Source organism: Burkholderia torrens (assembly GCF_984668525.1).
This window is the reverse complement of sequence record NZ_OZ480213.1, coordinates 419522-440567: the sequence shown is the minus strand read 5'-3', so window position 1 is coordinate 440567 and position 21046 is coordinate 419522. Positions and strand designations below refer to the sequence as shown.

Genomic DNA, 21046 nt, shown 5'->3' with positions numbered 1-21046 from the left:
CCTCGCAAAGGTTCGTTATTCGATTCGCGCGTCAGACACGAATGCGGATGATGCGGCGGATCCAGAACAGGCCGAGCGCCATCGACACCAGCATCGCGCCGACCATCCTGATCCCGGCGGGATCCTCCCAGAGCACGGCCAGGAACTCGTGGTTGAGCACCGCGATCGCGCCTGCTGCGCCGAACGGCAGCAGCCCGAGAATCCACGCGGACAACCGCCCTTCCGCCGACAGCACGCGCACCTTGTCGAACAGCTTGAAGCGTTCGCGGATCAACGCGGCGATGCTGTCGAGCAGTTCGGCCAGGTTGCCGCCCGTCTCGCGCTGGATCAGCACCGCGATCACGAAGTAGCGCAGGTCCTGCACCGGCACGCGCGTCGCGAGGTTCATCAGCGCGTCGTGCAGCGATACGCCGTAGTTGACCTCGTCGAACGTGATCCGGAATTCACCGCCCATCGGATCGGGAAACTCCTCGCCGACCATCCCGATCGTGCTCGTGAACGAATGACCGGAGCGCAGCGCGCGCGCGATCATGTCGCAGATGTCGGGCAACTGGCGCTCGAGCTTGCGCATCCTGCGCCGACGGCAGCGCATGACGTAAAGCGTCGGTATGCACGCGGCAAACAGCGCGACCGGCAGCGCGGCGAGCTGCGGCAGCGTGGCGAAGCTCAGCGCGAGCCACGCGAACGCCGCGAACATCGCGCTGAGCACGATCAGCTTCGGGAGCGTCCAGTCGAGGCCCGACTGCTGGATCATCAGATCGAGCGCCTGCACACGCGGCACGCGCAGCAGCATGCGGTCGAACGGCCTGGATTCGTCGAGCATCCGCTTCTTCAGGATCGACAGCCGCTCCTGCTGCACGTTGCCGCCGGCCGACATCGCGCGGATGCGCGCTTCGATCCGGCGCGCGGCCGAGCCGTGCCGCGCGTTCCACCACTGATACGCCCCTTCGATCGCGAGCACGACCGCGACGAAGGTGAGAATCACAAAACCATAAAAGATCGTGTCCATGAAGCCTCCCCGGCAGCAAACGGCGCCCTGTCGTCAGTTCGTCTCGTACCGCTGGGACGGGTCGTAAAGCGAATCCGGCAGGTTGATGCCGAACGCCTGCAGCCGCTCGACGAACTTCGGCCGTACGCCGGTCGCGCAGAAGTGGCCGCGCACCGAGCCGTCGCGGTCCACGCCCGTGCGCTTGAACGTGAAGATTTCCTGCATGTTGATGATGTCGCCTTCCATGCCGGTCAGTTCCTGGATGCTGACGATCTTGCGCTTGCCGTCCGTCAGCCGCGCGGCCTGCACGACCACCGAGATCGCCGACGAGATCTGCTGGCGCATCGTCTTCGGAGGCAGCGACAGCCCGGAGACGTTGATCATGTTCTCGAGTCGCGTCAGCGCATCGCGCGGCGTGTTCGCGTGAATCGTCGCGAGCGAGCCTTCGTGGCCGGTGTTCATCGCGTTGAGCATGTCGAGCGCTTCGGCGCCGCGCACTTCGCCGAGGATGATCCGGTCGGGCCGCATCCGCAGCGCGTTGCGCACCAGCGTGCGCTGCGTGATCTCGCCCTTGCCCTCGATGTTTGGCGGGCGCGTTTCGAGGCGCAGCACGTGCGGCTGCTGGAGTTGCAGCTCGGCCGCATCCTCGATCGTCACGATCCGCTCGTTGCGCGGAATGAAGCCGGACAGGATGTTCAGCAGCGTCGTCTTGCCGCTGCCGGTGCCGCCCGACACGAGCACGTTCACCTTCGCGCGCGACAGCGCGTCGAGCAGCTCGGCCATCGGCGGCGTCAGGCTGTGGTAGCGCACCAGGTCGTCCATCTTCAACGGGTTGACCGCGAAACGCCGGATCGACATCAGCGGCCCGTCGATCGCGGACGGCGGGATGATCGCGTTCACACGCGAGCCGTCCGGCAGGCGCGCATCGACCATCGGGCTCGATTCGTCGATACGGCGCCCGACGCGCGACACGATCTTCTCGATCACCTTCATCAGGTGCGCGTCGTCGTAGAACGTCACGTCGGTCAGTTCGAGCTGGCCGCAGCGCTCGACGTACACCTGGCGGTACGTGTTCACGAGGATGTCGGATATCCCGGGGTCGCGCAGCAGCGCTTCGAGCGGACCGAAGCCGAACATCTCGTCGTACACGTCGATCGCGAGCTGCCGCCGCTCGATGTCGTTCGCGGGCATCCGCTCCTCGTCGAGGATGCGCGCGATCAACGCGCCGATTTCCATGCGGACCTGATCCTGGTGCAGCCGCGACAGGCGCTCCAGCTCGACACGCTCGAGCACGGCCAGGTGGATTTCGCGGCGCAGCTTCTGGTAGGCGTCGCGTACCGACGAATGGGCCGGGCCGGCCGGCTCGTTGCCCGCCGCCAGCGGCTGGGCCCGGTGCAACGACATCTGTTCGCGCAATGACATGATGGTTCCCCGAAAGAGTTACATGGACTTGAGCTTCGGCGCGGCCTTGCGGCCGAACAGCCTGGACATCAGCGGCTCGCTGCGCGCCGCGTTGCGTCCCGCCCGCACCTCCCCGTCGACGAGTTGCTTTGCGCACGCCTGCAACGCACGTACGACCGCGGAGCTGCGCGCGAGCCGCGACACCGGATGCCCCTGGTTGATCGCTTCGAGCACGGTATCGGCGTCGTCGGGAATCGCACATGTGGCCTGCAGGCTGAGCACTTCCTCGAGCGCGGTGCGGGTGCGCTCGCTCGCGCGCGTCGTGCGGTTCACGATCAGCCGCATCTGATCGGTCGAGTAGCCGAGCGACACGAGGATCTCCAGCAGCCGGCGGCCAGCGCGCACGTTCGGCATCGCGGGCTGCAGCACGATCTGGATCTGGTCGCTGCGATCCAGCGCGACCATCGTCAGCGGATTGATGCAGACGCCGACGTCGAAGATCACGAAGTCGTAGCGCGGCGCGGCGACGCCGAGGATCCATTCGAGCGCGTCCTCGCGCATCTCGGCGGCCTTGACCGGGTCGCCGGCGCCCGCAAGTACGTGGAAGTTCTCGGTCACGTGCGCGACGCTCGCGTCGAGAAACGCGCTGTCGAGCCGCTCGATCTGCGTGCAAAGCTGCGGCAGTGTCGACGGCGGCGTTTCGTCGCTGACGAGGAACGCGGCATCGGCGAACTGCTGGTTCAGGTCGATCAGCAGCACGCGGCGCTTGAAGCCCTCGGCGATCTCGAACGCGATGTTGCTGGCCACGAAGCTCGTGCCAACACCGCCCTTGCACGACATGAACGACACGATCCGCGTATCGTCGCGATCGCTCCGCGTGCTTTGCGCGGCTGCCCGTTCGAGCGCATGGCCGAGCGCGTTCGGATCGAGCGGCCATTGCAGCACGTCGCGTGCGCCCGCGCGCATTGCATCGAGCAGCACGTGCGGGGAAGCGTCCGCCGTCACGAGGATGCAGGTCAGGCCCGCATGCGCGCGGCAGACCCGCTCGATCGCCGACAGCTCTGACGCATCGATCGCCGTGCCGTCGACCAGAAGGATGTCGAACGCGTCGAGCCCGTCGGTGCGATGCTCGATCTGCGACGGGCGCCCGGTCGCGCGCGTCGCGCGATAGCGTCCGCAGTCGGCCACGAGACGCGCGATCTGCGTGAGCCGCGCGGTATCGTCGGAAGCTACGAGGATATTGATCATGTCGTGTGCCTCGTTTGTTCGGTTAATTGCAGGCTGATCCGCCGGTCGACGAACTCAGGCTTTCGCGCGGCAGTGTGGTCGTGAACGGCGGCATCGTCACCGTGACGTTCACGAACGGAATCATCGTCTTGACCGTGAGGTTCGTGACGCTCACGGTGACGAACGAGCATGTGTTGACGTCGCAACTCGCCGGCGTATAGCTGACCGACACGTTGCTATCCGACAGCAGCGGCAGCAGCGATTTCACGCGCTTCACGATGCCGGCTGCGTTCACGTCGCACACCACCGCCGTGCGCGCGCCAAGGCGCACGGCTTCGCTCGCGGTATTCCAGTAGAACAGCACGCGGCCGAACTCGAAGATGCCGATCATCAGCATGATCAGCACCGACGCAATGAGTGCGAATTCGACGATCGCCACGCCGCGCTGGGCGTGCCGGCGTGATGGCGGAAAATGGCGGGCGTTCATGAAACTTGCCTCATCACGGTGACGATATTGCCGAACGGGATCGACGAGATTCCCGGATACACGGGGATCGGCTGGTACATATAGCCCTTGATCTTCACTTCGACGACGTTGATCGCGCCCGTCGCCGTGCCGCTCGCCGCGTTGTTGTTCGAGTCGTAGGTCGGCAGGTTCGCGAACTGCGACGGATCGGACGCGTCGCTGCAGCCGGTCGTGCGCTGCGCATCGCAAATCGTCACCATCGAAGTCGTGAGCCCCGGCACCAGCTCCGTGCCTGAAGCACCGCACGTCGTGCTGCCGTAGACGACGAGGCACTGTGCCTGCGACACCGGATACGCGGCGTCGGTCGGCAGCCAGACAGACAGGTAGCGTGCCGCGTCGCGCGTCGCCTTGGTCAGCGTCTCGTACTGGTAGATCGCGCGGCCGAACTCGGCCACGCCGGTCGCGAGCAGGACCATCGGCATCAGCACGATCGCGAATTCGACGGCGGCCACGCCACGGGTGCGTGAACGGCGAAATGGAAGCCTTTTCATGATCGCTCTCCGTTATTGAACGAGCATCGGTACCTGGGTACCGGCGGCGCTTCCGCTGCCAGGCAGGCCATGCGTCGCACACGGGCTATTGCCGGATACGGACGAACCGAGATATTCGAGGTGTGCGACGACCGTGCCGCTGCCGGCACTGAACGGCAGCGGATCGAGCATCAGCACGCAATCCCATTGCGTGACGTGCACCTTGCCGCTGTTGCCCTTCAGCGTCGAGCAGTCTCCCTCCGGCGCGAGCGCGACGCGCCGGTCGCCGCCGAAGGTCTGGTAGTTGCTCGCCGTCGCTGTGCCATTGGTCGTGATCCCGCTGCCCGACGGCGGCGCACCGTCGCCCTGGTAGGACTTGAAGGCCGCGCGGTCGGCGACGAACTGTGTATAGGCATCACCCTTGATGCCCGCGGTTCCGGGCGGCCCGTAGTTCGGGCCGACATAGGCATAGCCGGTGAAATCGGGCTGACCGCTCGAGCCGTTCGCACCGTTCGTATAGATGCCGAAGCGCGTATTCCAGGCACGCAGCGAAGCCGACTTCAGGCCCGTGGTGCTGAGGTCGGGCGGGCTCGTGATGTTGCAGGTGTTGCCCGACAGCTCGCTCGCGAGCGTCGTCTCGTTCGTCGAGCCGTCGAGCGCCGCCCAGCCGAAGTTGCCGGGCCCGTAGGTCGACGACGAACCGGACGGCGACGTGATCCAGTCGCCGACCTTGTAGGCCGGATCCGACGGACCACGACACACGAACACCGGAATCGCGCAGGTCGTCTGGCCGCCGCCGACTGTCGCGATCGCGCTGGCCGACACCGACGCCGCGTTCGCGAGCTTCGTGCCCGGCAGCACGTTCAGTACTTCGATGAACCAGTGCGCGATGCCGCTCAACGATGCGGTGCATTGCACGTACTTGATGTTCGCAGGCGTCGTGACCGAGTTCTTCGTCAGGAACGGGTTGGACAGCGAATCGCTGAACGTGACGTTAGCGTTCGTCGACATCTGCACCGTGTTGTTCTGGAAGAACGCGAAATTGAGGTGGCCGGCGGCGATGCCGTCGGCCTCGGCCACCGACAGGCTGATGGCCGAGGTCAGGTCACGCGCAGCCGACAGCGCGCACGCATCGGCACTGTTCTGCAGTTCGCTGCGCGTGACGTACAGCTTGCCAAGATCCAGCGCGAGACCGACGAACCCGATCATCACCGCCAGTGCGAGACCGACGATGATCGCGACGGCACCGCGCTGGCGATGCAGGCCGCGTCGCGTGACTTTCGGATAACGCGCTGCGCTGGTCATAGCTTTCTCCCTGAGCGTGCCGTCGTTACTGCGCGGTGGACTTGCCGATGCCGATCACGAACGCATTGGCGGGCGGCACGGTTTGCTTGAACGACTTGTCGTAGTTGTCGAGCGCGGCCGCGGCGGCGGCACCATTGACGCCCGGCGCCGAGGCCGCGTGTTCGGCGGCATGCGGGTCGATGATCTGGGCCTGCATCACCGTGTGGACCGAGTCGCCGAAGCGCGAGTCCCACACCGGTGTCGACGACATGCAGCCTGCAAGCGCGAACGCGAGCGGGACGGCGAGCGCCGCGCGGCGCACGAATACGAGGTAGGCGGATTTCATGAGTGTCCCCTTGACTGGTTTCAACGATCGGTGGACTCGGGGGCCGCGCTCACGTGCGCAACCTGCGCCCGCGCGGCTGCCGGGATCCGGTGCTTGAGCCGCGCCGCCGGCTGGGCCGGCGTGTCGGGGCCGGCCGCCGCGAGGCGCGCGGCGGTGGCTTCGATGCGCGCGATGCGGGCCGCGTTCGACGTGTCGGACAGCGGTGCGGCGGCGACCACCGGCGCGGGCACCTTCTGCGGCTCGGCCAGCACCGGCGACTGCGCATCGGCGCCTTGCGGTGCGCGCGGCGCGGGCAGCGCGGCGGTCGGACCGGTGGGCACTTCCGATTGCGGAGCCGGTGCCGGAGCCGGCGCCTGGGCCGGTGCCGCGGCTGCGCCGTTCGCGGGTTGCGCACCTGCCTTGCGGACTCCGCCACGGCCTTCCATGTTGCCGGTCGCGTACACGTCGGCTTCGTTCGGCTTGGAGAAGCTGTCGGTCGGCAGCGGCACGTCCGCGGTCTGCAGCGGCTTCACCAGGTGCGGCGTGATCAAGAAGATCAGCTCGGTGCGGTCCTGCTGGAACGACGTGCTGCGGAACAGCGCGCCGAGCACGGGCACTTCGCCGACGCCCGGGATCGCCTTCAGCGCACCGCTCGCGTTGTCCTTGATCAGCCCGCCGATCGCGAACGATTCGCCGTCGCTCATCTGCACCGTCGTCGACGCGCGCCGCGTCGTGATCAGCGGCAGGATCGACGTGCCGCCGATGTTGGACGCGCTCAGCGTGACGCCCGTCTGCGACAGCTCCGACACTTCCGGCGCGACCTTCAGGCTGATCCGCCCGTTGGCGAGCACCGTCGGCGTGAACTTCAGCGCGACGCCGAATTCCTCTTCCTGCAGCGTGATCGACGAGACGCCGTTGCTACCGCTCTGCGGGATCGGGATGAAGATCTTGCCGCCGGCGAGGAACGTCGCTTCCTGGCCGCTGATCGTCACGAGATTCGGCTCCGCGAGGATCTTGACGAGGTTGTCGGTGTTCTGCGCGTCGGCCGCGATGCTGAACGGCTTGTTGTTCGCCTTGTTGAAGATGGCGCCGCTCGCCACGCCCGCCAGCAGGTTGCTGACCAGCGCGCCGCTCCACGAACCGAACCCGCCCTGGATGTTGAACGCGCTGCCCATCTGGTTGATCAGCGTCTTCGACACCTCGGCCACCTTCACTTCGAGCATCACCTGCTGCGGTGACGTGACGGCCAGCATGTTCAGCACGCTGCCGTTGCCCGGCTTGCCGCCCGCAGCCGTATCGCCGGTGCTGTCGCCGTAGGCACGCGCGATCTGCACGGCCTGCTGCGCCGCCTGCGAACTCGACACCGTGCCCGACAGCACGATCGTGCCGGCCGCGGTCGTCACGCGGATATCGCGCTCACTCGGCATCAGCTGTTGCAGCGATGCCTGAAGGCCGCCGGCGTCCGCACCGACCGCGACGTCGATCACGCGGCAGGCGCCGCTCTTGCCCTGCACGATCATGTTGGTCGTACCGACCGACAACCCGAGGATATACAGCGTCTGCGACGACACCATCGTCGCCTGCGCAACGGCCGGGTTGCCGATCGTCCGATTGCGAACCGGCTCCGGCATCGGCACCAGCAGCGACTTGCCGAGCGGCACGCTGACGCTGGTCGACTCGCGCACCGCGCCGACACAGTTCGGTCCGCGCAGCGGCCCCGCCGAGGCGGCGGGCGCGGCGGCAGGCGCCGGCCCCATGCTGATCGTCATCTGCATCGGCCCCTTGCCGACCGCGGCCGGCGCGCTGGCGCCGCCCTTCGTCAGCGCGGCCGACTCGGCGCCTTCCTGCGCGAGTGCGCCATAAACGGTCAGCCATCCCGTACAGAGGATCGCGGCCATCATCGTGCCCCGTGCGACGCGCGTCCGCAGTGGGCCGGTACCTGTGCATTGCGGTTTGATCTTCATTTCGTCTGATCCCCCGAGAGACCGGCGCCGTGCCGGTTATCGACTTCCAAGGCCACCGCACGTTGACGGCGGCCGATCTGTTTATCTGGCTGGTTTGATCTGTTTCAGAAACACTCGACGCTGCCCTTCACACCCGTCAGCACGCCGACGCAGTCGCGCCGTACTTCCGGCGCAGCGTGCGATGCGACGTGCACACGCACCGTCCGCACGCGTGCGGGAGCCGGCGGCGCTTCGGGCGCGGGTTCCTTGCCGAGCAGCGTCAGCTTGGTTGCGCCGCCGGTGTTCAGCGTCTTCTGGTCGATCTGGTTGCGCAGCACGAGCGACAGCGTGCCGACGCTGCGTGCGAGGTCGAGCCGTTCGGCCTGGTCGGGCGTGACTTCCAGCGTCACCGCGTTGACGACCTTCGGTGCAGTGTCGTCGCGGCTCACCTGCTGCGCGACGGCCAGTACGAGGATGTGCTCGAGCACGATCTTGGAGATGCTCTGCCCGTCGGTCTTGCCCTGCTGCTCCTGCGTGTTGACGATCACGTCGACGTAGTTGCCAGGCAGTGCGAAGCCCGCGACACCGACCACGTCGTTCACGCGCACCGTGATCGCGCGGCTGCCGTCGGCGATCACCGCGGACAGCCCGCCCTTGGTACCGACCGGCGCGAGCTTCGACTCGATCACCGGCTCGTCGCGCGACAGACTGGTGCGCACGACGCGCCCTTCGAGCGCCTTGGTATCGGTGAACGCGCCGGTCGGCACGCTGCCCGACGGCCAGTTGACCATGCGGATCTGGTTCGGCCCGAGCGGTTCGCCCAGGTTCAGGTCGGTCGCCGCGACCGCCACCTGCGTGACGGAACTCGTGGATGTCTGCACCAGCCAGTGGGACGCGAACACGACCGCGGCAAGACCCGCGACCATCGCGACGACCAGCATCATGACCGCTCGACTGTTTTTCATGGCAATGCTCCTCGACGAATCGTGAAAGAAACGGCTCAACCGGTGATGAACGTACGGCCACCGCGTTCGACGGTCGGTGGATGACCGCCGTCACGTTCGGGCGCCGAACCGAAATAGCTCGCCCATGCGTCGTACAGCGCGTCGTGCGTCACTTCGAGCGGATCGCCGCGATACCGCGCGCCGGCCGCCACGAGACGCAGCAGGTCCGACGGAAAACAGGCGAGAAACGCCTTGCCGGTCGGCAGATGCAGCCGATGCAGCAGGTAGTCGAAGGCATCGTTCGCGGAGACGAGCCCCAGCGATGCGCAGGCCGCGTCGTACACGGCGCGGTAGTCTTCGACCGACATCGCGCCGACGTGCAGCTTCGACCCGAGGCGGCGCAGGAACGCGTCGTCGCAGATCTGTTCCGGCGACAGGTTGCTCGAGAACACTGGCCACACATCGAACGGCATCACGAAGCGGTTGCCGGATTCGAGCGTCAGGAAATCGACGCCGCGATCGAGCGGGCGCAGCCAGCGATTGAGCAGGTCGCGCGGCTCGACGCGCTGGCGGCCGAGATCGTCGACGACGTACATGCCCATGTTGGCCTTCATGTGCGGCGGGGCCTGGTAGAAGCCGGCGGCTTCATCGCGACGGAGATCGAGTTCGCCGAGCGTCAACTCGCCGCCGGACATCACGATCGGCCGTTCGCACAGGCGCCAGCGGCGGTCGACCGACTGGCCGCCGGCCCGCGATCCCGCGTCGACATGCACGAGCGGGTCGTAGATCTGGATCACTTCGCCGGCCGCATAGATCGCGTACGGCACCGGCACGTGGCCGCGCATCAGCGAGCCGAGCCGCTCGGCGAGGAAGGTCTTGCCGCTGCCGGCCGGACCGTAGATCAGCAGCGGCCGGCCTGAATTCAGCGCCGCGGCCGCCGCATCGAGGATCGACGTGTCGATCACGATGCCTTCGAACGCGGTCCACACGTCGCTCTGGTTGATCTGCAGCTTGCGTACCGAATGCTTGTCCAGGCACGCGAGATACGCGTCGAGCGTCACCGGCGCGGGCCCGCTGTAGCCGCTGCGCGCCCGTTCCTCGAGCGCCAGCACGCGGCCCGCGTCGGTCAGGCGGAACGACACGTCGAGGTCGGTCGCGCCGCGATGGGTGAGCTCGACGAGATGCTCGCGCACCAGAAAAGCGAAGACGTCGTCGAGCACCGCGAGCGGCAGGCAGTGCCGCTCGACCAGGTCGCCGTACGACGGGCGGCCGAGCATCAGCGTCGACTTCAGCACGAGCCCGGCGACGTACGTCATGCTCAGCCCGGTTTCCTCGAGCGTGCGTGGTGCAGCCGGCAGCTGCGTGCCCGGCTTCGTATGAGCCTCCCGCGACGGCAACGGATCGGGCAGGTGCGTCACCTGCGCGTCGCGTCTCGGTTCGGTGTGGTTCGTGTTCATGGTCGCTCCGTCCTCGTTGCGGGTTCGTCGTGCTATGCGCACGATGCGAACAACATGCCCAGCGTGCCGGCCGCGATCGCCACGCCATACGGCAGCGTGCCGACCGACACGATTTCCACGGGGCCGCCGGCGGCCTCGGTGTGCGCCCCTTGCGAACGGCGTGCGATCATCGCTCGGACGTTCGCCCACATCCGGCGCATCCGTCCGCGCAGCAGCGCGAACGCGATGGCGCCGATCCCGCCGGCCACGAAGGTGGCCAGCACGATGTAAATCGTCATTTCCGCGCCGACCCACGCGCCGATCGCGAGCATCAGCTTCACGTCGCCGGCCGCCATTCCGCGCAACAGGTAGAGCGGCAGCAGCAGGCCGAAGCCGGTTGCGGCGCCGGCGAGCCATGCGAGTGCGCCGGCCGCGACACCGTGCAGCAGGCACTGGGCCGCCAGCGCGCCGGCCAGGCCGACCGCGACGAGGCGGTTCGGGATGCGGCGGGACGCGATATCCGTGCTGGCCGCGGCGACCGCGAGCAGCGTCACGCACAACGGAATCGGGTAAGGCGGCGCAACAGGCAACATGGCGAACCTCGCGGGTCGAATCGATGGATCAGGAAACCATTGCCGGTGCGGTAGCCGCGGCAGCGGTGAAGGATGTTGCGATCAGCGTGTAGTCGATCGACGTCACGCGCCGTTCGTCGCCGTTGCCGCGGTACGCGGCACACATCCTCGTCTGCATGATGGTCTCCGGTTCCAGGTTGACTGGCTGCGCGGGGACGGCTCGATCACTGCACCGGCCGAGCCGTCCGCACGCTTTGCTTTTCAACGGCGTCACACCGCCGAGCTCAGGTCGGCAGCGATCGTCGTGAACACGGTCTTGAGTTGCGTACCGACAGCCGTTACCGCCACGATGATGACGACGGCGATCAGTGCTGCGATCAGGCCATACTCGATGGCGGTCACGCCTTCTTCGTCGCGAACGAAACGGGCGGCTTGTTGAATGAACTTGGACATGGTGTTCTCCTTGCGTGGTGACTTTCAAAGACCTCGCGTGCCGGCTGGTCGAATGACCGTGCATCGATACGTCGAGGCATGCTGTTAATGCCGTGTGGTGGCGACGAGCAATCCGGATGTGGCGTTCGTCGTACCTTCCATCAGAGTGACGTTACTGCCGAGTCCAGATCCGCGGCGATCGTGCTGAATACCGTCGACAGATCCGTACCGATCGTCGACAGCGCGACGACGATGACGATCGCGATCAGCGCGGCGATCAGGCCGTATTCAATGGCCGTCACACCGTCCTGACCCCGAACGAACCAGGCGATCTTCTCGATGACTCTTGACATAGGTAATCTCCTTTCGGACTACTATTAATTTCCCTTCGTCCGTCAGGACGTCGGGTACGGGCACCACCGGCACTACACTTGAAAGCGGGACGCGACGCTCAGTTGCGGGAGCAGGGATGCATACCCCTGTCCGTGCGAACGGGTATCAGAGAAGCAGAGCGCGAGAGAGGCGTGTACGGGTCGACCAGCCGGATGAACCGGGCTTGCCGACAGACCGGAACGGCACGGCGGCCGTTCGACGCATGGAATCCAGTCGACCGGGAAACGAACGCCCGGCAAAGCCGCAATATGTTTTTAACGCGGCTTGCGATCCGCGATGTGCTGTGGTCTTTCATTTTTATTCCCCATGTGCTGCCATGCCGATTTCTTATTGCCCTGAAGATTCCGGGTCTGCTGGGTCGATCGACGACTGAATTCGCGGTTCGTCGACTTGGCGCTGCGTGTTCCCCGACGCGCTCCGGTCATCTCTTCCGCAGGTGACTCCATAGCCGGTTCCGTGTGTCTTTTCTCAGCACCGCCCGGTCGTCACGTCGTCGACTGCCGTGCCAACGCTTACGCAAAGAGCAGGCCATCCCGAGTGAAATCTCTGCGTATCAAGGGTTCCGGCGATTTCAGCCTTCCCCGGCCCACGGCGTGATGCCCGAAATGTTTCAAACTTGAACGGCCCGCGGCGGCCCGCGCGGCCTGCCGGAATGCCCGCCGCCGCGCTGCACAAAGGGCAGAAAAAATTTCGTCGGGACTTTCCCGGATGCGGAACGCCGGTCGCGTGCCGCCCGTTCGGCGGCGTGCGAACCCGGCGAAATTCACCGAATGTTTCAAGCCAGAAACACGAAACCCGGCCACACTGATTTTTCATACCTGAAAACACGGTTTTCACGCGCGTCGCTCGACAATCTCAATACCGGCTTTCAGTGCGTGGTTTGCATCACGCGATTTTTTCTTCAACAATGAATTCACCGGACAACGCCGTTTCAACGCGATTCGATCCGCAGGCACGACAACATCAAACGGCCGCGACAGACCACGCAGCCACTACGATAAACGGGGCATCATGTACGCAGCCAATCGTGAAACGCGCGATCGCGCCATCCGCTGTGCTCAATGGCTGACAGCCGACCGGATCATTCCGTACAGCTGCATCATGCTGATGCTCTTCGGAGCGTTGCTGGTCGTATGGGGCATCGTGACCGACGGCTTCACGTCGAACGGCGCCGTCCGTCCGGGCCTCGATTTCTCGGTCTTCTGGACCGCATCTCATCTGGTGTTGCAAGGCCACCCCGCAGCGGCCTACGACGCGCATGCATTCCTGCAGGCCGAGCTCGCGCACTTCGGTGCGTATCTGCAAAACCGGCCGCTCCCCTGGCTCTATCCGCCGACGACGCTGCTGTTCATCGCGCCGGTTGCCCTTGTGCCTTTCCTGCCCGCTTATCTCCTCTTTTCCGCGGGCAGTCTTTTATGCTACGCGCTCGCCGTCTCGCGGTTGTCGGGACTGCGCGCGCACCTTCCCGTGCCGCGCGCCGCGGCGCTCGTGATGGTCGCGTATTCCGCTGTGTGCCTGTCCGCGCTGTTCGGGCAGAACAGCATCCTGACCGCCGGCGTCGCCGCGCTTGCGCTGCATCTGCTCGGCAAGCGCCCGACTGCGGCCGGCGTGCTGATCGGGCTGCTCGCGATCAAGCCTCAGCTCGCAGTGGTCTTCCCGTTCGTGCTGATCGCGACCCGCGCATGGCGCGCGTTCGGCGCGGCGGCCATCACCGCTGCGCTGTTCGCGGCGGCCGGGGTCGCGCTGACCGGCACGGGTGCGCTGCACGGGTTGAGCGAGGCCGTATCGACGGTACGTACCCAGCATTTCATGCTTCCGTCGTACTGGCTGGCCTCGCCGACACCGTTCGCCGCGCTTCGGCTCGCGGGCGCATCGGTGGCGGCCGCGCTGACCGCACAAGCCGCGATCGCACTGCTCGCGATCACGGCGGCCATCGACGTCTGGCGCCGCACGCCCGACATGCGCTTGCGCGCCGCGGTGCTGTCGGTCGCCACGCTGCTGACGACGCCGTATCTGTGGCACTACGAGCTGACGTGGCTCGGTATCGCGATCTTCTGCATGATCGCCTACGGCCTCGATGAAGGCTGGCTGCCCGGCGACCAGGGCGTGATCGTGCTCGCCTGGCTCCTGCCGATCTTCGAGATGCTGAACCGGTTGATGAAGCTGCCGCAGATCGGTCCGCTCGTGCTCCTCGCCATACTGTTCATCGTCGTACGACGCACGGCGCAGCGCGCCCCCCGGGAGTCGTGATGAAGATGCCCCTCTCCATGCGTCACGCACACCCTGCGATGAACGCGCATCCGGAACTGCCGATCGCCGGCCCGCGCCGTTACCCGCACTGGCTCAACGGTCATCGCGTGCGCGTCTATGCAGGCGCGGCGCTGCTGGCCGAACTGCTGTTCATCGGCATCTACATTGCGCGATTGTTCCTGCATCCCGCCACCGCGCTGGTCCCGCTTTCGCAGGATTTTTCGGCGATCTGGAGCGCGGCCTGGCTCGCCGCACACGGGCATGCCGCCGACGTCTGGAACTTGCACGCGTTGTTTGCGATCCAGCACCGCGCGATTCCGTCGATGAGCCTCGACGACGGCGCGCTGCTGTGGCTCTATCCGCCCAGCATGCTGTTACTGGTCGTACCGCTTGGGTGGATTCCGTATACGCTCGCGGTCGTGCTCTGGCTCGCGGCCACTTACGTAGTGTTCGCCGCCGTCATTCATTCGACCGTGCAGCGCGGTACCGCGTGGCTGTGCGCACTGGCCTTCCCTGCCGCGTTCGTGACGCTGATCGTCGGGCAGACCAGTCTGTTTACCGCGACGCTCGGCGGCGTCGGCCTGCTTCTGCTGAATCGCCGCCCGGTGTGGTCCGGCATCTGCTTCGGCATGCTGATGATGAAACCTCAGATGGCTGCATTGTTCCCGCTCGCGCTGCTGTGCGCCGGCCAGTGGCGCGCGCTGGCCGCGTGGGCCGCGACGATTGCCGGCTGCGCCGCACTCTCGACGCTCGCATTCGGCGCCGATTCGTGGATCGCGTTCGCGCACGAAATGCACGATGTCTACCAGATCGTCGGCGCAGGCCACGCCAAGCTCGCGCGGATGCCGACCGTCTTCGCGCTGGTCACGATGGCAGGCTGGCCAGCCTATGTCGCAAGCGTCCTGCAACTGCTGTCCGCCACGGCCGCCGCGTTCGCCACTGTCTACGCGTGGCGCGGCGCGTGTTCCTACGCACTGCGCGCCGCGACCCTCGCATGCGCATGCCTGCTCGTCAGCCCGTACCTGTACGACTACGACCTGACCTGGTACGGCCTCGTGATCGCGTGGTACGCCCGCTATGCATGGACCCACGGCTGGCGGCGCTTCGATCGCGAATGGCTGATGCTGCTGTGGCTGATGCCGCTCGCCGGCCTCACGATCATGCCGCACCTGGCGTTCCAGTTCATGCCGCTCGTCACGCTGGCGTCGCTCGCGCTGCTCGTCAGCCGGATCGCGCAGGAAAGACACGACGTGCCGTCGATGCCCGACGCGCGCGACCACTCGACCGACACCGGATTTGCTCATCCGGTCCGGCCGCACCACCGCCCGGCGTACGGAATGCGCCGCACCGGCCGCCCGACCATCGGCGCCGACCGGTGACGCGTCATTACAAGGGGAATCATCATGCGGGAACCACTCTATACACCGCTCGTTTCGCTGGTCGTGCCGTTCTACAACGAAGGCGAGGCCGTCGAGCGCTTCTTCGACGTCGTGATTCCATTGCTGACGGCCATCGACGCGATCCGCTTCGAGATCGTCTGCGTGAACGACGGGAGCCGCGACGACACGCTCGAGCGCCTGGTCCGGATCAGCGCCGCCGAACGGCGCGTGCGCGTGATCGACCTCACACGCAACTTCGGCAAGGAAGCGGCGCTGACGGCCGGCCTCGACGAAGCCTCCGGCGACGCGGTGATTCCGCTCGACGCCGACCTGCAGGATCCGCCGAGCCTGATCCCCGTGATGATCGAACACTGGCGCGACGGTGCGGAAGTCGTGGCCGCGAAACGCAGCAGCCGCGCGTGCGACTCGTTCGCGAAGCGTACCGCCGCCGCGATCTACTACCGCGTGCACAACATCCTGTCGGACGTGAAGCTGCCGGAGAACGTCGGCGATTTCCGGTTGATGGACCGCAAGGTCGTGAATGCGCTGCGCAGCCTGCCCGAGCGGCACCGCTTCATGAAAGGGTTGTTCGCGTGGGTCGGCTACAAGACCGTGATCGTCGAATACCAGCGCGACCCGCGCAGCGCCGGGCACTCGAAGTTCTCCGGCTGGAAGCTGTGGAATTTCGCGCTGGAAGGCATCACCAGCTTCAGCACCGTACCGCTGCGCAGCTGGACCTACATCGGCCTCGGCATCGCCGCGCTCGCGTTCCTGTACGGCTCGTTCATCATCTTCCGCACGCTGCTGTTCGGCAATCCGGTGCTCGGCTACGCGTCCCTGATCTCGGTCACGCTGTTCATCGGCGGCATCGAGCTGATCGGGATCGGTGTCGTCGGCGAATACGTCGGACGAATCTACGACGAGTCGAAGCAACGCCCCGTCTACCTGATCCGCCGCCGCTACCAGGCGCACGGCAAGGTGATCGAGCTTCCGGTTGCGCGCGATGCGCGCCGCCTGGCCCCCCGCCGCCGCGCGCAGCCGACCCGTGCGCGGATCGGCGCCCGCTGACGCACGCGAGCCGCCATGATCGACCTGCTCTACGCCGAACGCACGCGGCTCGTGCGCTTCGGCGTGTCCGGACTCTTCTCGACCGCGATCCACACGCTGGTCGCCTCGGCGCTGTTCACGCTGTTCGATGCGACGCTGGTGGCCGCGAACGCGGTCGCCTTCCTGTGCGCGACGGCGTTTTCGTATCTCGCGAACACGCTGTGGAGCTTCTCGTCGACGGTGCACACGCGCAACGTGGTGCGCTTTCTCGCGGTCACGCTGGCCGGCTTCGTCGAGACGATGCTGCTGGCGCGCGGCGCCGAAGCGCTCGACCTGTCGCGCGGGACGAGCATCGCCGCGATCGCGCTGCTGATCCCGCCGACGACGTTCGTGCTGCACCGGCTGTGGACGTACCGGTAAGCGGCTTCCCCGCCTTTCCTCCCCGCGCGGATAATCGGCCAATCGATTAACAGATTCAATATCGCTATATTTATGTAGCGTATCGATTCAATTGATTACGATTTCAAAATTAATACTCCATATAATATTTTCTACCTGTTTACTTTTACAGCTTCCACGATTAACCAAACGGGATAACCTGCATTCGCCGTCGCTTCAGCACCTGCCAATTACGCAGCGAAGCCTTGCGGCACAAGGCGACGGCGGCCGCACGAAGCAATTCGCGCAACGATAAGTCCCATTACTTAAAACGGGAGCTTCTATGTCACGCGTTACCGATGTGCTCGTTTCGTTCGATACCGAAACCATTCTCAAAAAATATCCGAATCCCAGCAAGAACCCGGCCGCACCGACGCTGATCGACTGGCGTTACGTCTATATGGTGACCAACCAGGACAACGTGATCTCCGGGCAGGCGGGCGGCGAGCTCGACCTGAAAGCGCAGGTCGGCGACCTGATCCGCTGGCGCGAAACGAGCCTGTCGCTGGGCTTCGAGAACCAGGTGGTGTTCTACAAGTTCATCGGCAACGTCGGCAACGACCTGATCTCGACGCCGACGCCGCGCGTCGCGGAAGCGTCGATCCCGGTGCCGAACACCAGCAAGCCGGAAGTGCCGACGTGCCAGAAAGTCGCGAACTACTACTGGTCGTCGGAATGCCTGAAGGTCGGCCGCGTGACCTATCACTTCCAGTTCCAGATCATCGATCGCAACTGTCAGAGCCAGGGCTGCTTCTCGTGGGATCCGTTCATCTCGATCCATAACTGATCGCGGCATGCGGGCGGCCGCGCGACGGCCGCCCGCGCCGCCCCCTTGTTGCGGAGGAGGTGCCCATGTCTGGTCTTCGTTGCGATGTGCTCGCAGTCATCGACGCCGTCACGCTGCTGTCGACCTACCCCGATGCAAGCCGGGACGCCGACGCGCCGACCGTGATCGACGGCCGGCACATCTATGTGCTGAGCCCCGGCGACGCCGGGCAGGTCGGCCATAACGACAACCGGCTGTTTGCCGGCCTGTCGCCGGGCGACCAGCTTCACCTGCGCGAGACCGCACTGGCGCTGCGCGCCGAGGTGAGCGTGCTGTTCGTCCGGTTCGTATTGAAGGACGCCGGCATCGTCGCGCCGATCGAAGCGGAAGTCCGCGATGCCGCCACGCCGGTACCGGACGGCGACGACCTGCTTCAGCCATCGTGCCGGCCGATGAAAGACCATTTCTGGCGCAGCGAGGTGCTCGCCGCCGGCACCACCACCTGCACGGCCGATTTCGCGGTGCTCGACCGCGACGGCGCCGTGTCGGGCTACTTCCGCTGGGAAACGACCATCGAGATCGCCGGCAGCCAGCCGGACACGAAGCAGCCCGGTTTCAAGCCGTCGTCCGACCGCGACGGCCACTTCACGCTGCCGCCGAATACCGATTTCAAGGCGACCTTCTACGCGAATGCCGCCGACCGGCAGGACCTGAAGCTGTTCATCGACGACGCCTCCGAACCGGCCGCATCGTTCGCCGGCAACGGCGACGACGGCGTCAGGCAGTACACGCTGAACTCGCGGGGCGGCAAGATCCGGATCGATGCGTCGGCCAACGGCAGGCCATCCGCGACCGATGCGCGGCTCGCGCCGCTGTCCGCCGGCGATACGGTCTGGCTCGGCTGGCTCGGCGCCGAAGACGGCGCCGACCGCGACTACAACGACGGAATCGTGATCCTGCAGTGGCCGATCACGTGAGCGGCGCCGCGTGCGGCACTCAGGTGCGCGGCAACCCCGGTGGATTGGTCTGCGACTGGTCGATCGCTTCGGCATCGAGGCTCCAGCGTCCAAGCACCTTCCGGTAGCTGCCGTTCGCGATCAGCGCATTGATCGCGAGCGTCAGCGGATCGGCGAGGCCGCTGCCCTTGCGCGTCGTGATCGCGATGTCCGCGGTGCGCGGCCAGCCGCCGCTCACGGTGCCGATCAGTTTCGCGTCGCCGCGCAGCGACGCCTGGTACGCGAGCATCGAGTTCACGCTGAAGATCGTGTCGACGCGGCCCGACTGCAGCGCGACCCAGCGCTCCGCCGCGTCGGGGTAGTACTGGATCTCGACCGGCGCGAGGCCGCGTGCGACGTTCTGGCGATTCCATTCGAGCAGGATCTTTTCCTGGTTCGTGCCCGAATCGGTCACGACGCGCAGTCCGGCGACATCCTTCGGTTCGCGGATCGCGGCAAGCTTGCTGCCGTTCTTCACGTAGAAGCCGACCTGATCCTTCCGGTAGGTCGAGAAGTCGAACTTCTCCTTGCGCTGCTCGGTGACCGTCACGTTCGAGATCACCGCGTCGACCTTGCCGGACTGCAGCGCGAGCGGCCAGTCGGCCCACGCAAGCGGCACGATCTTCAACTTGCGGCCGATACTGTCCGCGATCAGCTGCGCGAGATCGGGATCGAAGCCGACCACCGTCCGCGCATCCGTCGCATACGTGCTGAGCGGCGGCAGGTTCGGCGCGATGCCGATCGTCAGCGTGTTCGCTTCGGCAAACTTGAAGCCGCCCGGCAACGCCCGCTCGACCGCCGGGTTCACGGTGCCGCGCTGCCGGTCGGGCTGCTCGGGGCTCAGGTCGAACGTCACGGCCTGCGCGGCGACACTGCCGCCGATCGCGAGCGCGGCCAGCACGCGGGCGATGCGCGCAACGGGGAAAGTCGTTCTTCTCATGTCTTTTGCAATCCTTTGTAATTCGACGATGCGTCGGGCATTCGCGAGTGGGGCTGGCAATGTTTCACGCATGTCGCCGCCCCTCCCGGTCTTTCACGCAGGCGTCGCCTCGAGTTCGGCCGCGGCCGCGCGCTGCGGCGCCGGCTGCACGACGCGCGACGGCTGTCTCGCCTGCGCCGGCTCACCAGCGTACAGCGCCTTCGGATCGAACACGCGCGCCTGCAGCGGCGTGAACGAGCGGAAATTCCACAGGCTGCGCGCGACGAACACGCGCTGCACCCAGCGGTACGCACGGTCGTTCTCGTCGTACTGCGGATCGAAGCGGTCGCGCGAATGCAGCGTGAAATGGTTGTTGATCAGCACCAGCTTGCCCGGCGACACCTGGACGCCGAACGACACCTCGCGCACCGCGCGGTACAGGTTCGCCAGCGCCTCCTGAGCACGCGTGTTGACGGCCAGCACCATGTCCGGATAGAACGCGACCGTCACGCGCGGCGCGTCGAGCGGCCCCGACAGCACGGCGCTCAGGTCGGTGTTGTCGCGCGGCGTCGGCGCGGCGCCGCGCCACCGGTAAGGCACGCGGATGATGTAGTGCTCGCCGTACAGTTGCGCGATGTCGTCTGGCGACAGCCGCTCCAGCGCGCGGCGCGCATCGGCGAGCCGCGTGTACGGGCCGCCGCCGGCTTCGCCGCGTACGCCGAGCAGCAGCAACGCGAACGGCGACGTATCGCCTTCCGGCATGTGCGCCTGCGCGGCGTTCTCGATATGGAAATCCAGTTCGACCTCAGAGCCGAGGCCCGTGTATTCACGCGCGGTCGCCTTGTGCGGCGTCAGGTTGTTCACGAGTTCGCGGCCTTCGTGCGCGATCGAATATGGCTCGCCGGCCAGCGTGCTCAGCGCGACCAGCACGTTCTCGCTCAGCACGCCAGCCTTGAACGAGCGGCCGGTTTCCTCGAACCGTGGGCTGCCCTTCACGTCGTCGTCGATCGGCAGGTTGTCGATCTCGATCGAACCGTGCGCGTCCGCGGTCGGCGCCTTCGCGCGATCGAACGCGTCGACGATGCGGTCGGGAAACGCGTTGTACGCGAGCTTGCGCACCGCACTGATATAGCCGGCGCCGCCGGCCGGATCGTAGGCCAGCGCGCCGAGCGTCCTGCGGATGTGAGCGGATTCCACTGCCGTCAAGGCGATGCGTTCATCTGCGAGATAGGTCATAGGTCTCTCGTATAAAGATTCTGGGTCGAAGAGCGGTAGGGATCACCGCCGCGCTCGGCCGTCCTCGGTGCGAAG

General features: G+C 66.2%; 22 protein-coding genes. 6 read left to right on the top strand and 16 right to left on the bottom strand.

Translation table 11 applies throughout. The annotated features are described in order from the left end of the window. Positions 1 to 31: 31 nt before the first annotated feature. The 14 genes from AC5LXX_RS32435 to AC5LXX_RS32370 form a co-directional block, all read right to left on the bottom strand. Positions 32 to 1009: a type II secretion system F family protein gene (locus tag AC5LXX_RS32435; protein ID WP_493414189.1), complete on the bottom strand. Its 978-nt coding sequence runs from the start codon at positions 1007 to 1009 to the stop codon at positions 32 to 34. A gap of 33 nt (positions 1010 to 1042) precedes the next feature. Beyond that, positions 1043 to 2410, bottom strand: coding sequence for a TadA family conjugal transfer-associated ATPase (locus AC5LXX_RS32430; RefSeq protein ID WP_493414188.1), 1368 nt, complete (start codon positions 2408 to 2410; stop codon positions 1043 to 1045). 18 nt (positions 2411 to 2428) lie between these two features. Next, positions 2429 to 3637 carry a CpaE/TadZ family protein gene (locus AC5LXX_RS32425; protein WP_493414187.1) on the bottom strand — a complete coding sequence of 403 codons (1209 nt, stop codon included), beginning with the start codon at positions 3635 to 3637 and terminating at the stop codon, positions 2429 to 2431. A 22-nt stretch (positions 3638 to 3659) separates the two neighbouring features. After that, on the bottom strand, positions 3660 to 4103 hold the full coding sequence (locus AC5LXX_RS32420) for a TadE/TadG family type IV pilus assembly protein (protein ID WP_493414186.1): 444 nt from the start codon (positions 4101 to 4103) through the stop codon (positions 3660 to 3662). Beyond that, positions 4100 to 4633 carry a TadE/TadG family type IV pilus assembly protein gene (locus AC5LXX_RS32415; RefSeq protein ID WP_493414185.1) on the bottom strand — a complete coding sequence of 178 codons (534 nt, stop codon included), beginning with the start codon at positions 4631 to 4633 and terminating at the stop codon, positions 4100 to 4102. Before AC5LXX_RS32415 ends, AC5LXX_RS32420 begins: the two co-directional genes overlap by 4 nt. Positions 4634 to 4645: 12 nt before the next feature. Beyond that, positions 4646 to 5917 carry a pilus assembly protein TadG-related protein gene (locus tag AC5LXX_RS32410; protein WP_493414184.1) on the bottom strand — a complete coding sequence of 424 codons (1272 nt, stop codon included), beginning with the start codon at positions 5915 to 5917 and terminating at the stop codon, positions 4646 to 4648. Between the two features lie 25 nt (positions 5918 to 5942). Next, on the bottom strand, positions 5943 to 6242 hold the full coding sequence (locus AC5LXX_RS32405) for a hypothetical protein (protein ID WP_493414183.1): 300 nt from the start codon (positions 6240 to 6242) through the stop codon (positions 5943 to 5945). A gap of 20 nt (positions 6243 to 6262) precedes the next feature. Then, a complete protein-coding gene (locus AC5LXX_RS32400) occupies positions 6263 to 8185 on the bottom strand; it encodes a type II and III secretion system protein family protein (protein WP_493414182.1) in 1923 nt (640 codons plus the stop codon). A gap of 104 nt (positions 8186 to 8289) precedes the next feature. Continuing rightward, complete coding sequence (gene cpaB, locus AC5LXX_RS32395) at positions 8290 to 9129, bottom strand: Flp pilus assembly protein CpaB (protein WP_493414181.1); 840 nt, start codon at positions 9127 to 9129, stop codon at positions 8290 to 8292. Between the two features lie 35 nt (positions 9130 to 9164). Beyond that, positions 9165 to 10565 carry a DUF8689 domain-containing protein gene (locus tag AC5LXX_RS32390; protein WP_493414180.1) on the bottom strand — a complete coding sequence of 467 codons (1401 nt, stop codon included), beginning with the start codon at positions 10563 to 10565 and terminating at the stop codon, positions 9165 to 9167. A 32-nt stretch (positions 10566 to 10597) separates the two neighbouring features. Then, complete coding sequence (locus AC5LXX_RS32385; protein ID WP_493414179.1) at positions 10598 to 11137, bottom strand: A24 family peptidase; 540 nt, start codon at positions 11135 to 11137, stop codon at positions 10598 to 10600. 28 nt (positions 11138 to 11165) lie between these two features. Beyond that, positions 11166 to 11294: a hypothetical protein gene (locus AC5LXX_RS32380; RefSeq protein WP_493414178.1), complete on the bottom strand. Its 129-nt coding sequence runs from the start codon at positions 11292 to 11294 to the stop codon at positions 11166 to 11168. Positions 11295 to 11386: 92 nt separating this feature from the next. Further along, complete coding sequence (locus AC5LXX_RS32375) at positions 11387 to 11569, bottom strand: Flp family type IVb pilin (protein WP_493414177.1); 183 nt, start codon at positions 11567 to 11569, stop codon at positions 11387 to 11389. 140 nt (positions 11570 to 11709) lie between these two features. Further along, entirely contained in the window at positions 11710 to 11901 is a 192-nt protein-coding gene (locus tag AC5LXX_RS32370; RefSeq protein ID WP_493406186.1) for a Flp family type IVb pilin, read from the bottom strand. A 1051-nt stretch (positions 11902 to 12952) separates the two neighbouring features. Here AC5LXX_RS32370 and AC5LXX_RS32365 point away from each other — a divergent pair. The 6 genes from AC5LXX_RS32365 to AC5LXX_RS32340 all read left to right on the top strand — a co-directional run bounded on the left by AC5LXX_RS32365 (position 12953) and on the right by AC5LXX_RS32340 (position 18798). Then, the gene (locus AC5LXX_RS32365; RefSeq protein ID WP_493414176.1) at positions 12953 to 14191 is read left to right on the top strand and encodes a glycosyltransferase family 87 protein; all 1239 of its coding nucleotides are present in this window, start codon (positions 12953 to 12955) and stop codon (positions 14189 to 14191) included. Further along, positions 14191 to 15570 carry a glycosyltransferase family 87 protein gene (locus AC5LXX_RS32360; RefSeq protein WP_493414175.1) on the top strand — a complete coding sequence of 460 codons (1380 nt, stop codon included), beginning with the start codon at positions 14191 to 14193 and terminating at the stop codon, positions 15568 to 15570. Before AC5LXX_RS32365 ends, AC5LXX_RS32360 begins: the two co-directional genes overlap by 1 nt. Positions 15571 to 15594: 24 nt before the next feature. Continuing rightward, the gene (locus AC5LXX_RS32355) at positions 15595 to 16638 is read left to right on the top strand and encodes a glycosyltransferase family 2 protein (protein WP_124448405.1); all 1044 of its coding nucleotides are present in this window, start codon (positions 15595 to 15597) and stop codon (positions 16636 to 16638) included. A 15-nt stretch (positions 16639 to 16653) separates the two neighbouring features. Next, entirely contained in the window at positions 16654 to 17037 is a 384-nt protein-coding gene (locus tag AC5LXX_RS32350) for a GtrA family protein (protein ID WP_493414174.1), read from the top strand. A 301-nt stretch (positions 17038 to 17338) separates the two neighbouring features. Continuing rightward, complete coding sequence (locus tag AC5LXX_RS32345) at positions 17339 to 17842, top strand: inclusion body family protein (RefSeq protein WP_006483191.1); 504 nt, start codon at positions 17339 to 17341, stop codon at positions 17840 to 17842. A 65-nt stretch (positions 17843 to 17907) separates the two neighbouring features. After that, the gene (locus AC5LXX_RS32340) at positions 17908 to 18798 is read left to right on the top strand and encodes an AidA/PixA family protein (protein WP_493414173.1); all 891 of its coding nucleotides are present in this window, start codon (positions 17908 to 17910) and stop codon (positions 18796 to 18798) included. Positions 18799 to 18817: 19 nt separating this feature from the next. Here AC5LXX_RS32340 and AC5LXX_RS32335 read toward each other — a convergent pair whose 3' ends face one another. Further along, positions 18818 to 19756: an ABC transporter substrate-binding protein gene (locus tag AC5LXX_RS32335; protein WP_493414172.1), complete on the bottom strand. Its 939-nt coding sequence runs from the start codon at positions 19754 to 19756 to the stop codon at positions 18818 to 18820. A gap of 93 nt (positions 19757 to 19849) precedes the next feature. Further along, positions 19850 to 20971: a TauD/TfdA family dioxygenase gene (locus AC5LXX_RS32330; protein WP_493414171.1), complete on the bottom strand. Its 1122-nt coding sequence runs from the start codon at positions 20969 to 20971 to the stop codon at positions 19850 to 19852. Positions 20972 to 21046: the final 75 nt, after the last annotated feature.

What these genes read in the sequence shown, in the direction of transcription:
- AC5LXX_RS32435 (WP_493414189.1), bottom strand. Translation starts at nt 1,009, where the DNA reads ATGGACACGATCTTTTATGGTTTTGTGATTCTCACCTTCGTCGCGGTC.
- AC5LXX_RS32430 (WP_493414188.1), bottom strand. Translation starts at nt 2,410, where the DNA reads ATGTCATTGCGCGAACAGATGTCGTTGCACCGGGCCCAGCCGCTGGCG.
- AC5LXX_RS32425 (WP_493414187.1), bottom strand. Translation starts at nt 3,637, where the DNA reads ATGATCAATATCCTCGTAGCTTCCGACGATACCGCGCGGCTCACGCAG.
- AC5LXX_RS32420 (WP_493414186.1), bottom strand. Translation starts at nt 4,103, where the DNA reads ATGAACGCCCGCCATTTTCCGCCATCACGCCGGCACGCCCAGCGCGGC.
- AC5LXX_RS32415 (WP_493414185.1), bottom strand. Translation starts at nt 4,633, where the DNA reads ATGAAAAGGCTTCCATTTCGCCGTTCACGCACCCGTGGCGTGGCCGCC.
- AC5LXX_RS32410 (WP_493414184.1), bottom strand. Translation starts at nt 5,917, where the DNA reads ATGACCAGCGCAGCGCGTTATCCGAAAGTCACGCGACGCGGCCTGCAT.
- AC5LXX_RS32405 (WP_493414183.1), bottom strand. Translation starts at nt 6,242, where the DNA reads ATGAAATCCGCCTACCTCGTATTCGTGCGCCGCGCGGCGCTCGCCGTC.
- AC5LXX_RS32400 (WP_493414182.1), bottom strand. Translation starts at nt 8,185, where the DNA reads ATGAAGATCAAACCGCAATGCACAGGTACCGGCCCACTGCGGACGCGC.
- cpaB (WP_493414181.1), bottom strand. Translation starts at nt 9,129, where the DNA reads ATGAAAAACAGTCGAGCGGTCATGATGCTGGTCGTCGCGATGGTCGCG.
- AC5LXX_RS32390 (WP_493414180.1), bottom strand. Translation starts at nt 10,565, where the DNA reads ATGAACACGAACCACACCGAACCGAGACGCGACGCGCAGGTGACGCAC.
- AC5LXX_RS32385 (WP_493414179.1), bottom strand. Translation starts at nt 11,137, where the DNA reads ATGTTGCCTGTTGCGCCGCCTTACCCGATTCCGTTGTGCGTGACGCTG.
- AC5LXX_RS32380 (WP_493414178.1), bottom strand. Translation starts at nt 11,294, where the DNA reads ATGCAGACGAGGATGTGTGCCGCGTACCGCGGCAACGGCGACGAACGG.
- AC5LXX_RS32375 (WP_493414177.1), bottom strand. Translation starts at nt 11,569, where the DNA reads ATGTCCAAGTTCATTCAACAAGCCGCCCGTTTCGTTCGCGACGAAGAA.
- AC5LXX_RS32370 (WP_493406186.1), bottom strand. Translation starts at nt 11,901, where the DNA reads ATGTCAAGAGTCATCGAGAAGATCGCCTGGTTCGTTCGGGGTCAGGAC.
- AC5LXX_RS32365 (WP_493414176.1), top strand. Translation starts at nt 12,953, where the DNA reads ATGTACGCAGCCAATCGTGAAACGCGCGATCGCGCCATCCGCTGTGCT.
- AC5LXX_RS32360 (WP_493414175.1), top strand. Translation starts at nt 14,191, where the DNA reads ATGAAGATGCCCCTCTCCATGCGTCACGCACACCCTGCGATGAACGCG.
- AC5LXX_RS32355 (WP_124448405.1), top strand. Translation starts at nt 15,595, where the DNA reads ATGCGGGAACCACTCTATACACCGCTCGTTTCGCTGGTCGTGCCGTTC.
- AC5LXX_RS32350 (WP_493414174.1), top strand. Translation starts at nt 16,654, where the DNA reads ATGATCGACCTGCTCTACGCCGAACGCACGCGGCTCGTGCGCTTCGGC.
- AC5LXX_RS32345 (WP_006483191.1), top strand. Translation starts at nt 17,339, where the DNA reads ATGTCACGCGTTACCGATGTGCTCGTTTCGTTCGATACCGAAACCATT.
- AC5LXX_RS32340 (WP_493414173.1), top strand. Translation starts at nt 17,908, where the DNA reads ATGTCTGGTCTTCGTTGCGATGTGCTCGCAGTCATCGACGCCGTCACG.
- AC5LXX_RS32335 (WP_493414172.1), bottom strand. Translation starts at nt 19,756, where the DNA reads ATGAGAAGAACGACTTTCCCCGTTGCGCGCATCGCCCGCGTGCTGGCC.
- AC5LXX_RS32330 (WP_493414171.1), bottom strand. Translation starts at nt 20,971, where the DNA reads ATGACCTATCTCGCAGATGAACGCATCGCCTTGACGGCAGTGGAATCC.